We start from the raw sequence: 12,551 nt of genomic DNA, 5'->3' as shown, positions 1-12,551 counted from the left end.
GGAAAAACAGAGACCCGCTAAGCAGGCCCTGATTCATGCCGCATTGAATCATTTGTAAATAATACAAAAGGAGCCGGTCCGCTTACATCAATCTTTATCGTAAGCGGGAGGCTCCTTTTTTCAATCTCTTAATCTTCTAACGCCTGGCGTATATCCTCAATAATGTCACCGGCAGACTCCAGTCCTACGCTGAAACGAACCATGGACGGGTCCACGCCTGCCTCCACCAGCTGTTCGTCCGTGAGCTGACGGTGGGTATGGCTGGCCGGATGAAGTACGGCTGTCCTGGAATCAGCCACATGGGTTTCAATGGAGCACAGTTTCAGCTTATCCATGAACACGGAAGCAGCCTGACGCCCGCCCTTTAAACCAAAGGAAATAACGCCGCAGGTACCCTTCGGCATGTATTTTTGAGCCAGCTCATAATACGTATCCCCTGGAAGTCCCGGATATTTCACCCAGGCCACATCCTCCCTGGACTGAAGGTAGGAGGCCACCTTAAAGGCACTCTCACAGTGTCTCGGCACCCTTAAATGAAGGGTCTCCAGGCCAATATTAATCAGGAACGCATTCTGGGGGGACTGGATGGAGCCTAAATCCCTCATAAGCTGGGCCGTGGCCTTCTGGATATAAGCCAGCTTACCAAACTTCTGGGTATACACAATGCCGTGATATGACTCATCAGGCTCTGTCAGACCCTTAAATTTGTCATGCTGGGCCTCCCAGTCAAAGTTTCCGCTGTCCACGATACATCCGCCTACCGTGGCCGCGTGGCCGTCCATATACTTTGTAGTACTGTGTGTCACAATATCTGCGCCCCACTCAAAGGGACGGCAGTTAATGGGGGTGGCAAAGGTATTATCCACAATCAGAGGAACACCGTGGCCGTGGGCCAGGCGGGCAAACTTCTCAAAATCCAGCACTGTCAGGGCAGGATTGGCAATGCTCTCCGCAAATACCGCTTTGGTATTTGGCCTGAATGCCTTTGCCAGTTCCTCCTCGTCCGCATCCGGATTCACCAGCGTGCACTCCACTCCCATCTTGGGAAAGGTAACGGTAAACAGATTGGTGGAACCGCCGTATATGGTGGAGGAACTGATTACATGATCTCCTGCCTGGCAGATATTCAAAACAGCATAAAAGGTAGCCGCCTGTCCGGAGGAGGTGAGCATGGCCCCCACGCCGCCCTCCAGCTGGCAGATCTTTGATGCCACTGCGTCATTGGTCGGGTTCGCCAGCCTGGTATAAAAATAACCGCTCTCCTCCAGGTCAAAAAGCCGTCCCATCTGCTCACTGGAAGTGTATTTAAAGGTAGTGCTCTGATATATGGGCAGCTGTCTGGGCTCGCCGTTCTTCGGCTCCCATCCTCCCTGTATGCAGATTGTGTCTAATGATTGTTTGCTCATGTTTCCCGTGTCCTCCTTATGGTCAGGTTCTAAATGGTGATGAGATTATATTCCTTGTTGCCAAGGCCCAGCTTCACAGCATGGTCAATACAGGTCTCCCAGTTGGTATCCGGATGTGTATTGATGAAATGGTCATGGCTGTGATGCTCCTGCTCTGACAGAAAGCTTCCGGCAAGCACGGGCTGGCGGTTTACCGCATCCACGCAGGCCATGTCCAGGGCTACCGGGTCAAATGAGGCAAACATACCCACGTTAGGCACAATGGGGGCGTCATTCTCCGAATGGCAGTCACAGTTGGGGGACACGTCCACCACAAGGCTCACATGGAAATTAGGACGATCCTTCAGCACTGCCAGGGTATACTCGGCAATCTTCCGATTCAGGATATCATTGGCCTCGTCGTACATGGAGTCCACCGCATCCACGGGACAGGCACCGATACAGCGGCCGCATCCCACACACTTGTTTGTATCAATAGAGGCTTTCCGTTCAAGAACCGTGATGGCGCCGTGGGCGCAGTTTCTCTGACAGGCGCCGCAACCAACACACTTATCCGTATGTACAAACGGCTTGCCGGCATTGTGCATCTCCATCTTGCCGGCCCTGGAGCCGCTGCCCATGCCCAGGTTCTTAAGGGCACCGCCAAAACCGGTTGCCTCGTGTCCCTTAAAGTGAGTCAGGGAAATGATGATGTCCGCATCCATAATGGCCCGGCCAATCTTTGCCTCCTTCACATACTCTCCGTCAATAGGCACCAGGGCTTCATCCGTTCCCTTAAGGCCATCGGCAATCATGATATGGCATCCCGTGGTAAAGGGATTATAGCCATTCTCGTAAGCAGCGTCCAGATGGTCCAACGCATTTTTCCTCCGCCCCACATAGAGGGTATTGCAGTCGGTCAGGAATACCTTACCGCCTTGGGTCCGGATTAAATCCACCAGGACCTTGGAGTAGTTGGCGCGCAGATAAGCCAGGTTTCCGGGTTCGCCAAAGTGAATCTTGATTGCAGTGTATTTGTTGTTAAAGTCAATATCCATCATGCCGGCCTTTTTTACCAGCCTCTCCAGCTTCTGCAGGAGATTTTCCGTAAGTGTAGTCCTCATGTTGGTGTAGTATACGTTTGATACTGCCATGATGTCCTCCTTCTAATTTTTATCCTGTTTATTATACTTCAAACCCTGCATTTATTCAATCCTGTATGTGCGGACAACGGCACCAAATTTTTTTTCGGGAGATTTTACCGCAGAATTTTTAGTACAGATTTCACCACGGCGTCATAAATCATCCCCACAACAGAAAAAGACCCTGCTGTAAAGCCAGGCCTTCTGTATAATTTTATGGTGCCGTATCATGGAACCGGTTAAATTCCTTTCAGCTTCTTTCGGTAAATCAGATAGGAATACACACTTGGAATCAGGACCATTGCCATAAAAACCAGGAAGAACAGGGATGCCAGATGAAAAAATCCCATAATCAGCATCAGTATGCCCCCTGCTGTCCATACATAGCCGGCCATACGGTGAGTCCTGTTCCAGTTATCCTCATCTGCCAGGGTCCACGGAAGCTTGATTCCCATGGTGTAGTTCTGTCTCCATTTGGGCAGGTAATTGCCTGCCGCCACGAACATCAGTGCAATGGGAATGCTTACCATGCTTCCCACGTTGATATCCATACCGATTCCGGACAGGACAATCACAAACTGGACCATAACCGCCAGAAGGACCACGAACCACCGTGTAATCTCCTTCAATTCCCTGGAACGGCTGATGTTTTCTCGTTTGGGGTCAATCCGGTAAATCACATTTACCATCACTGCCATGAGAAACATAAAGGCAGGTATGCCAAATGCCGCCATGTTACGGCTTGAATAACCATTTACCACATTGTCCGATCCCCAGTGGGTGGGTACCTGTTCCGGCAGGCGGTTATAGAAACATACGGAAACGATAAATGGCACAAAAGCCAGAATCCAGTACAATACATCCCATTTGGAAATCTTCCTGTTATTTTTTTTCATGCTTTTTGTCTTCCTCCATTAATGATTGCAGCCAGGAAAGAACTTCCTGGAATACAGTGGTATTCAGCTCATAATAAATATATTTGCCTGATTTCCGGTCCTCTATAAGCCCCGCCTGCCTGAGTATGTTCAGGTGATGGGAAATGGTTGCTCCCGTTGTGTCAAAATGCTCCACAATCTGTCCCGCGGTCATGCTTCTCCGCTTTAACAGGTTGAGTATCTCGCGGCGGGTGGGGTCGGACAGGGCTTTAAATGTATCACCGAAGGACATGGACGGAATACCTCCTTTCACTTTGCCTGATTTTATGTGCTTTTTATAGTGGACGGTGCAAACCAGCCATGTAAACTAACTGTATGATCCAACTGCGAATCCAGTGCTCCTTTTATTTAGATGTTTATCTAGATATCTAAATGTATTTTCCAAAGCTCCCGGCATATGTCAAGAGGTAGGAATACATGATGCCTTACGGGCAAATATCCCGGGCATATGTCTTTCCTCCCACATAATCCGCAGCCGCCCGGCATCCTGCAGATGCTGCTCTCTCCACACTGCTTCTCCACTGTTTCACCGCTTATTTTTCCATTTCAACCGCCAGCTTCAGATTGGCCTTCTCATATTCATTAAACACGCCTGAGTCAAAGGCATCCGCGGGATACTCGCCTGAATACCAGGTAAATGTACTGAAAAAGTCATTCCAGAAATCATTCTTGAAAATGTATCCGTGGCGGGCATAAATCTCATTGCGGAATACGGCTGTCAGGTCCGGCCTCCAGCTAATCTGCTGCATTTCCTCTATGGAATAATATCTGGCATCGGAATCAAAGACAGGAGCGTCATAGTCACCAGGGACTTCTCCCGCAGGGTATATGCCTGTGCCGCCTTCCTCAACCTCCTTTTTGTAAGCCGATATGATGTAATGCAGAGCCTCTGCCGTGGGGGACTTGGCATTCTCCTTATAGACGCCAAGATAATCCCATATGATTTCATTGGACAGAAACTGATACCCTGAGGATACCTTTTTCAGGGTTACAATGCTTTCCAGATTAAACTGGCTGTATCCGTCTGAAAGACACCGTATCCTGTATATCCCTCCATCCACCTCGCCGCCGGGGCAGAAGAAGCTTCTCATGTTGGTATCACCGTGTTCAGAATAATACCGGTCAAAGGGGGCCAGATATATCCATTCAAGCCCTGACTTCATCCGGTCAAGGGACAGCCCTGTTTTCTCTGTGAGGAACCCATCCATCTGCTCTGTACTCAGCCTCACCAAATCTGTGTAGAGTTCCGGCTGTCCAACGGTTTTCAGGTACATATCCCTTTCCTCCTCCGTCATCGGGGACTGTTCCAATCCCGCGCCGGAATAAAACACTTCATTCAGATTTATATATTCCGGGCTTTGGTAGTCAGACATAAGAAATCCATAGTTGTCGGTCCTGTTCAGATATTCCTCAAAGCCGCGCAGTTCATCTTCCGTCAATTGCCGCTTTGGTTCATTTTCCGCTGGCCGGCCCGCGATATTATCCGGTGTGGTGGAGCTTTCCGGTGCGAAGGAGCTTTCCGGACTGACGTAATCTTCCTGTGTGCCGGAGCTGTCCAATGCGCCGGAGTTACTACCTGTATCTGCGCCGCATGCCGCCAGCCCCAGCATAGCGGACAGGAGCATCACAGCCAGCACGCCTCTGTGCCATCTGGGGGTAATTCGCCGCTTATTAATCAATTTCATAAGACATCGACCTCCTCACTGCCTGATTCTGCACATCAATCCCGTTCATCAGACAAAGCTTCTTTCTCGTTTTGGTCCAGAATTTGGCCTACCTGCCAGAACATTTCCCGGGCGCTGGTATACATTTCATTTTGCGGCACCCTCCTTTTCTTTGAATGATGGGATGTGGATTGTGCTCTGAATGGTGCTTTAAATTATAGGATAGCATATTTTGGGCGGGGGGGACAATGGGGTGGGGTGGAATTTGGGGGGAATTTTGGGGGAATTTTGGGGGGAATTTAATAAAATGGGTGGGCTGCCTGGCCGGAGGCCAGGGACGCTTGGGGGTGGGGGGCTGGGTACAGGAGGGAGCGGGTCCGCCGGGCGGCAGCCCTGGGAACGCCGAGGCGTTCCCAGGGCTGTGGGGCGTTCGCCCCATAAAAATATAGCCGGAAAGCCCCGGGAAAGAGAGCGAGCTCTCTTTCCCGGGGCTTTCCGGCTATATTTTTGCCCGGCTCATTGCTATAACATTTTTTTCATCTCATCCGCTACAAACTGTACCTTGGTTCCTACTATTACCTGTACAGATGTCTTGCTTGGCCTCATGACTCCGGCCACGCCTGCGGATTTTATCTTTTTCTCGTCTACTAATGTGTAATCTTTTATCTCTAATCTCAGTCTTGTAATGCAGTTGTCTAATGATACTACGTTTCCTTTGCCGCCTAATCCTTCTAAGACAATGGCAGCTACCTTGGTGAAATCGTCGTTTGCTAATACGGCTGCCATTTCTGCGTCTAAGTCTTCTTTCTCACGTCCTGGTGTGGGAAGGTCGAATTTGGTGATGACGGCGCGGAATACTACGTAGTAGATAATTGCGAATACAACGCCCTGTACTAACAGCATGAACGGCTGGTTGGCCATTGGCAGCCTGCAGCTGAAAATGAAGTCCGTGACACCCGCGCTGAAGCAGAAGCCTGCGGTCCAGTGGAATGCGGCTGCTACCGCTACGGAGATACCGGTCAGAACGGCGTGTACAAGGTACAGTCCGGGAGCCAGGAACATGAAGGAGAACTCCAGAGGCTCGGTAACGCCGGATACGAAGGATGCCACTGCTCCTGCAATCAGGATACCTGCCGCATACTGCTTCTTCTCCGGCTTTGCTGTCTGGTACATCGCAAATGCTGCAGCCGGAAGGCCGAACATCATTACCGGGAAGAAACCTGCCTGGTACATACCGGTAACACCCTTGATTCCGCCTTCTGCGAAGCCCCAGAATTTGTTGATATCGGCAATTCCTGCAATGTCAAACCAGAATACCGCGTTCAGCGCGTGATGCAGTCCGGTTGGAATCAGAAGACGGTTTGCAAATGCATAGAGACCCGCGCCTACAGGACCCAGTCCCATGATCTGCTCGCCAACCCATACAAGGGCATTGAACAGCATCGGCCATACAAAGTACAGGATGGCGGACTCTGCAACCATAACGAAAGATGTAACGATGGGCACACAGCGCTTTCCTGAGAAGAAAGCAAGTGCGGTTGGCAGCTGTGCGCTGCTGAACCTGTTGTAACAAATGGACGCTGTGATACCGGAAATGATACCGATAAACGCGTTGTCAATCTTGGAGAAAGCCAGAGGAGCTTCCTCTACATTCATCATAGTGGCAACAACTCCGCTGTTAAGTACGGTGGTAACAGTCAGGAATGCAACCAGACCTGCAAGGCCTGCCGCACCGTGCTGGTCCTTTGATAAACCGATTGCCACGCCTACTGCAAACAGCATGGGCAGCTTATCGATTACGGCACTGCCAATCTTCACCAGCGCAAAACCGATTATCTGGACGATACCGGTTACGTCGCCGCCCTGCATGGTGGCAGGACACATGGCGTAGCCAATACCCATCATAATAGCTGCAACCGGCAGAACGGCAACAGGAAGCATGATGGCCTTACCTAGTTTCTGCAAATACTTCATCATAACATAAATCCCCTTTCTTTTTTTAGAGTCTCCTTTCACACTTTTCCTGTAGGAGTACTCTGAATTACATTTTGATAAATAATGTATTTAATCCTGTTCCCAGGCTTAAATCATGGTTACTGTTTTCCGGTTATTTTCCGGACCTGCCTGACAAACCATACCAATGTATCAGGCATCGGCGGCCAGAACAGACTCCACTTCTTTCATGGCAGCATCTTCATCGGGTCCGTCTATACGGAAGGTAACCTCATCTCCTGCCACGGTATTCATGGCCATGATGCTCATGACATCCTTCCCGTCCGCCCTGCGGTCCCCGCAGATGATTTCCACGGAGGAGCTTACATGAAGCATCCTGACCATAAGCATGGCGGCCGGCCTTGCGTGAAGCCCCATTTCATCTTTTAAGATAAAGCTCCGCTCTATCAACTCATCCCCACCTTTGTTCCTTACAGTTTGATGATGGCCGTCTCTCCCGCCTTTACTTCCATTCCGTTCCTACATTCCATCTTCGGGAACTGGGGCGTGTTGCAGATAATAACCGGCGTAGTCACATCGTAACCGGCTTCCTTAATCTTGTCTATTTCAAAGTCCAGAAGAAGATCGCCCTGCTTTACCTTATCCCCCGCAGCCACATGAGCCTCAAAGTACTGCCCCTTAAGCTGTACCGTGTCCAGACCGATGTGGATAATCAGCTCCGCGCCATTGTCTGTCTGCATGCTGATGGCATGCTTTGTATCAAATACCATGGTCACCAGTCCGTCTGCAGGCGCAACCACTCTGCCGTCCGATGGTATGACTGCTGTTCCTTTTCCCAGAATCTCCTGGCTGAAGGTGGGGTCGCTTACCTGGCCCATGGGAATGGCTGTTCCGCTGACCGGCGCTGCGATTATCTTCTCTTCCTTTTCTTCTCCCCCGAATAACTTCTTAAGTGATCCAAACATCCTTACTGCTCTCCTTTCATGTCCCCCAAGGGACCTGCCAAAATAATTATTTAGTCCTGATACGTTTAATATGCAGGGCCAGGTAAGCCACCTCTTCCTCTGTTACCTGGTGCCTGTACTGCAGCTTGATGAGCGCCTGTATTTTTTGGCTGCAGGCATATTCCTCCGGATACAGACGGTCAATGACCTCCTGGAATTCCAGGTTATCCAGATTCATATGCTCCCCGGTAAATACCCGCTGGGCCAGAAAGCGCAGATGAGTGATGAACCTCTCATAGCTGAGGGACTGCTCATCCAGCTCTATACTAAAATACTCCCTGACCACCTCCAATACCTGCTGTATCAGATTGGTGATCTTAATTGTATCACCCATAGGCGCATCATACTCCGCATTGACAATGTGAAGGGCAATGGAAGCTGCCTCGTCCACCGGGAGCTTCACTCCCAGGCCCCTTTCAATCATGGCAATGGCATATTCGCCAATGAGATATTCCGCGTGGTAAAAGCTGCGCACCTCCCTGATTAAAGGATTGGAAAACATCATCTTCTGTTTGTACCGCTCCAGTGCAAAGTTTATATGGTCTGTAAGAGTGATATACACATTTGGGTTAATAGGCCGGTTAAGGACCTCTTTGGCATAACTGATGATTTCTGCTGAAATCTGTACATGCTCCATGGGAAGGTTCACAAGCAGCTCCTTAAACTTATCCATGGTGTTCTGACTCTCCAGGCGGAATATTTTCTCCACCTTCTCCTCGTCAATGGTGCTGCCTTCCTTTGCTTTAAAACCAACGCCTCTTCCCATGACGATGATTTCCCTGCCTTCTTCATCGCAGGTACTTACTACATTATTATTAATTATTTTCGCTATTTTCATAATTGCTCCTGATAAAAACAAAAAAACCAACTTTGTTAAAGAGACCCGTGTACGTATACGCACGGGTACACACTATCCCCTTAACAAACTTGGTTTTGCCTGCCGAACAGTAACAATCCTTATTAATTATTTAATTATAACTTCCAAAGATTTACTTCACTAACAGCATCATAGCAAATCTTAAGATAAAAGTCAACAATATTTTATATAATTTTTATATTTGCCCCCACTCCTGTTGTGAGATTTCCCGACACATCCCTTGTCAGGACTTGATGTACATGTAAATAATACCTGTAACCGCCAGATAAAACCAGGTGGCCGGATTGGAAAACCAGGTGGTGAAAAATGACAGCATCATGTACATGGCAATCTGGGCATAGATCACATGGCCTGCCGGACATGACATCTTCCGCCTGCGTTTTACCAGAAAGTAGCATGCTGCTCCCAAAAGCCCGCCCAGAAGCACCATTCCAAAGATGCCGAAATCATAGTAGGCATCGTAGAACAGGGTAAGGGTGGTCAGCTCCTTCTTGGTCACAAAGAGAGGAAAGCTCACCAGTACCGGGAACAGGAATTTAAGTCCAGTAAGAGCCCACACCGGAAAACACATGCGAAGCCCAAAGCTGTGGGATACCAGCTGCTCCACCAGGCAGTTAAAATTATCGTAGTTGTTGGCAATATACATATAGGGCTGTGTGATGAATATGGGCATATGGCTGTTCTTCATCTCAAAAATGCCGTTCAGGTATTCCACACTGTGGCTGCGCATAACAGTTAAGACCAGATAGGCGGGAATCATGCAGGCCATCAGTACTCCCACACAGACCAGGCTGAAGGTGCCGCTCATGGAAATAAAGGTAAAGGCGGCCATGCCCACTGCCAGAATCAGCTGGAACCTGGACACGCACAGCACCGGCACGGCCAGGGACAGCACCACCATAAGAACTCCCAGCCAGAATCCCTGATCCCTGGTCAGTCCTCTTCCCCTGCGGGATATCATAAGGCTGTACACCACGAACAGACTGGGCACCAGCACACAGGAAACCGTAAAATAGTGGACTCCGCTGACATGAAAATAGGAATAGGCATGGGGTACCCCGTAGGAAAACAGCGGCACAAAGCCCAGCTTCCACGCCTCAAAGAAAAAGGCAAGGAAGGATATGACCACCAGCGCCGCCATGGAGTGAAGGAGGCGCTTTGCCTGCAAGGGGGATTCAGCCGAGGCATAAAAACGGTATACGGACTGCATATCCGCCGCGCTCCAGCCGTCATATATCCTGTGCAGCACCTCAAACACAATCCAGAAGGTGAACACCGCCAGTCCCAGGCAGACCCATGTCTGGGTGCTCCAATCCGTCTGAAGGCGGCTGAGCTTAAAGCAGGAGATTCCCTGCCCTCCCACAAAAAAGAGGCAGAAAAGCCCCCTCAGGTGAATCAGGTTGCCTGTCTCCCTGTAATCCTTTATATACAGCCACAGGGCCGCTGTAATTAAAACCAGCCCAGACAGCATATAAAAATGCTGCCGGGCCAATATGAAGCTTATGATATAACAAACCAGATAAACTGCCATTAATCCGTAACCTTCTCCACAAAATCTCTCATGTATTGTTCTATTTCCGCCGCAGTGGCAAAGCTCATGGCCTTGTCGGCAACTGCCTGAAGTTCCTCTGCACTGTACTGGGTGACCATCTTCCTGGCCTTCAGAATGGCGGACGCGCTCATGCTGAATTCGTTGAGTCCAAATGCCAGAAGCAGCGGAATCATCATTGGGTCGCTTGCCGCTTCGCCGCACATGCCGACCATGATGCCTGCCTCACGGCCGCAGGCGATGATATGCTTAATACTTCTGAGCACAGCCGGGTTAAAGGTGGAATACAGATAGGATACCTTTTTATTGCCCCTGTCTACCGACATGGTGTACTGGGTCAAATCATTGGTGCCGATACTGAAGAAATCCGCTTCCTTTGCAAAGATATCTGCAATCAGGGAAGCGGCGGCTGTCTCCACCATGATGCCCACCTGGATGTCCTTGTTGTATGCAATGCCCTTTTCATCCAGCTCCTTCTTGATTTCCTCCACAAGAGCCTTCGCCTGACGGTACTCTTCAATGCATGTTACTAAAGGAACCATGATACGGATGTTGCCGAATGCGCTTGCCCTTAAAAGCGCCCTCAGCTGAGGCTTATACACATCCTCCCTGCGGTCCAGGCAGAAACGGATTGCCCGGTAGCCCAGGAATGGATTCTCGTCCTTCTCCAGGCCCATGTACGGAATCTCCTTGTCGCCTCCGATATCCAGGGTGCGGATGATGACCGGCTTGCCGTTCATGGCAGCAGCCACCTTCTTATATGCCTCGAACTGTTCTTCCTCTGTAGGCATGGCATTTCTGTCCATAAACAAAAACTCGGTGCGGAACAGTCCGATGCCCTCTCCGTCATACTGGAGCACCTTATCTACGTCCTCGGGCCTTCCGATGTTGGCCACGATTTCCACCTGTACGCCGTCCCTTGTGACAGAAGGCTTGCCGATATACTGCTCCAGCTCCTTCTTTTCCACCAGGAACCGCTTTCTCTTCTCCTCGTAATCAGCCGCCACAGCCTGGTCAGGGTTCACATACACCTCCCCGGTGCTGCCGTCCAGTACCACCTGGTCCCCGTCCTTTACGCCGTCCATAAAGCCTGTGACAGCCACCACAGCCGGAATCTCCAGGGCCCTTGCCAGGATTGCGCTGTGGGAGGTCTTGCCGCCCAGCTCCGTGACAATACCGGTAACCTTGGCCGGATTGATTCCCGCTGTCATGGACGGGGTCAGGTCCTTTGCCACGATGATGCTGCCTTCCGGCAGGGAGGAGATGTCCACGGACTGGATTCCCATAAGCATCTGCTGCATACGGGTCTTGATGTCGCGCATGTCCGTGGCTCTCTGCTGCATCAGTTCGTCTCCCATGGAGGCAAACATATCCGCATACATGTTGCACACATTCTCAATGGCATATTCACTGTTTACGCTGTCATTTCTGATAGAGTTCTCAATCTCCCCTGTCAGCATGGGGTCTGCCAGAAGCATCATATGTCCCTGCATGATTTCCGCTTCCTTCTCGCCCACCCTGGTTGCCAGGTCCTCTGCCAGCTTCTCTGTGGCCTTTATGGTCTCGTCCAGCGCTCCCTTAAAACGCTGCACCTCCTCTTCCACATCGGTAACCGCCTGCATGGCAATCACCAGCCGGATCTCCTCCACAATCACCGCTTTTCCAATTCCAATTCCTGCAGAAGCGCTTGTTCCCTTGTACCTCATCTTGTACCTCCTTATTAAAATTCATTTATACTCACAACCTTTGGTTGCCGTCAATCTACTCGCCTAACCCGGCCTCCACGATACCAACCATGGCTTCCAGTGCTTCCTTCTCATCCGGCCCCTCACAGACGAATTCGATTTCGTCTCCAGATTTCACGCAAGCTCCAAGGACGCTTAATACACTCTTGGCATTGGCCGTGGTGGTGCGCACCTTGAAGGATATTTTTGATTTATAACGCAGTGCCTCCTTGCAGAGGACTCCCGCCGGCCGCAGGTGCAGACCGGACGGATTCTTGATTACAGTTGTTTTGCTTACCATGATACCTCTCTCCTTGC

General features: G+C 50.3%; 12 protein-coding genes. All 12 read right to left on the bottom strand.

The window, feature by feature from the left end; genetic code table 11:
* Positions 1-128 precede the first annotated feature (128 nt).
* The 12 genes from LA360_RS02040 to LA360_RS01985 all read right to left on the bottom strand — a co-directional run bounded on the left by LA360_RS02040 (position 129) and on the right by LA360_RS01985 (position 12,534).
* Positions 129-1,406 carry an O-acetylhomoserine aminocarboxypropyltransferase/cysteine synthase family protein gene (locus LA360_RS02040; RefSeq protein WP_022202265.1) on the bottom strand — a complete coding sequence of 426 codons (1,278 nt, stop codon included), beginning with the start codon at positions 1,404-1,406 and terminating at the stop codon, positions 129-131.
* 29 nt (positions 1,407-1,435) lie between these two features.
* Positions 1,436-2,539, bottom strand: coding sequence for a DUF362 domain-containing protein (locus LA360_RS02035; protein ID WP_022202264.1), 1,104 nt, complete (start codon positions 2,537-2,539; stop codon positions 1,436-1,438).
* 227 nt (positions 2,540-2,766) lie between these two features.
* A complete protein-coding gene (locus LA360_RS02030) occupies positions 2,767-3,423 on the bottom strand; it encodes an SdpI family protein (RefSeq protein ID WP_022202263.1) in 657 nt (218 codons plus the stop codon).
* The gene (locus tag LA360_RS02025) at positions 3,410-3,694 is read right to left on the bottom strand and encodes an autorepressor SdpR family transcription factor (RefSeq protein ID WP_022202262.1); all 285 of its coding nucleotides are present in this window, start codon (positions 3,692-3,694) and stop codon (positions 3,410-3,412) included. The genes LA360_RS02030 and LA360_RS02025 overlap by 14 nt, the downstream gene beginning before the upstream one ends.
* A gap of 301 nt (positions 3,695-3,995) precedes the next feature.
* The gene (locus LA360_RS02020; protein ID WP_022202261.1) at positions 3,996-5,147 is read right to left on the bottom strand and encodes a YARHG domain-containing protein; all 1,152 of its coding nucleotides are present in this window, start codon (positions 5,145-5,147) and stop codon (positions 3,996-3,998) included.
* Positions 5,148-5,648: 501 nt separating this feature from the next.
* The gene (gene nagE, locus LA360_RS02015; RefSeq protein ID WP_022202923.1) at positions 5,649-7,103 is read right to left on the bottom strand and encodes an N-acetylglucosamine-specific PTS transporter subunit IIBC; all 1,455 of its coding nucleotides are present in this window, start codon (positions 7,101-7,103) and stop codon (positions 5,649-5,651) included.
* 168 nt (positions 7,104-7,271) lie between these two features.
* Positions 7,272-7,529 (bottom strand): HPr family phosphocarrier protein, encoded by a 258-nt coding sequence (locus LA360_RS02010; RefSeq protein WP_022202922.1) that lies wholly within the window; start codon positions 7,527-7,529, stop codon positions 7,272-7,274.
* Positions 7,530-7,549: 20 nt separating this feature from the next.
* The gene (locus LA360_RS02005; RefSeq protein ID WP_002583465.1) at positions 7,550-8,044 is read right to left on the bottom strand and encodes a PTS sugar transporter subunit IIA; all 495 of its coding nucleotides are present in this window, start codon (positions 8,042-8,044) and stop codon (positions 7,550-7,552) included.
* 46 nt (positions 8,045-8,090) lie between these two features.
* Positions 8,091-8,921 carry a BglG family transcription antiterminator LicT gene (licT, locus tag LA360_RS02000; RefSeq protein ID WP_022202921.1) on the bottom strand — a complete coding sequence of 277 codons (831 nt, stop codon included), beginning with the start codon at positions 8,919-8,921 and terminating at the stop codon, positions 8,091-8,093.
* 262 nt (positions 8,922-9,183) lie between these two features.
* Positions 9,184-10,491 (bottom strand): O-antigen polymerase, encoded by a 1,308-nt coding sequence (locus LA360_RS01995; protein WP_022202920.1) that lies wholly within the window; start codon positions 10,489-10,491, stop codon positions 9,184-9,186.
* The gene (gene ptsP, locus LA360_RS01990; protein WP_022202919.1) at positions 10,491-12,215 is read right to left on the bottom strand and encodes a phosphoenolpyruvate--protein phosphotransferase; all 1,725 of its coding nucleotides are present in this window, start codon (positions 12,213-12,215) and stop codon (positions 10,491-10,493) included. Before ptsP ends, LA360_RS01995 begins: the two co-directional genes overlap by 1 nt.
* Positions 12,216-12,270: 55 nt before the next feature.
* Positions 12,271-12,534: an HPr family phosphocarrier protein gene (locus tag LA360_RS01985; protein ID WP_002583469.1), complete on the bottom strand. Its 264-nt coding sequence runs from the start codon at positions 12,532-12,534 to the stop codon at positions 12,271-12,273.
* Between the last annotated feature and the right edge of the window lie 17 nt (positions 12,535-12,551).

Source organism: Enterocloster clostridioformis, assembly GCF_020297485.1.
In the GTDB taxonomy this organism is placed as follows: Bacteria; Bacillota; Clostridia; order Lachnospirales; family Lachnospiraceae; genus Enterocloster; species Enterocloster clostridioformis.
This window is presented reverse-complemented; position numbering and strand designations above follow the sequence as displayed.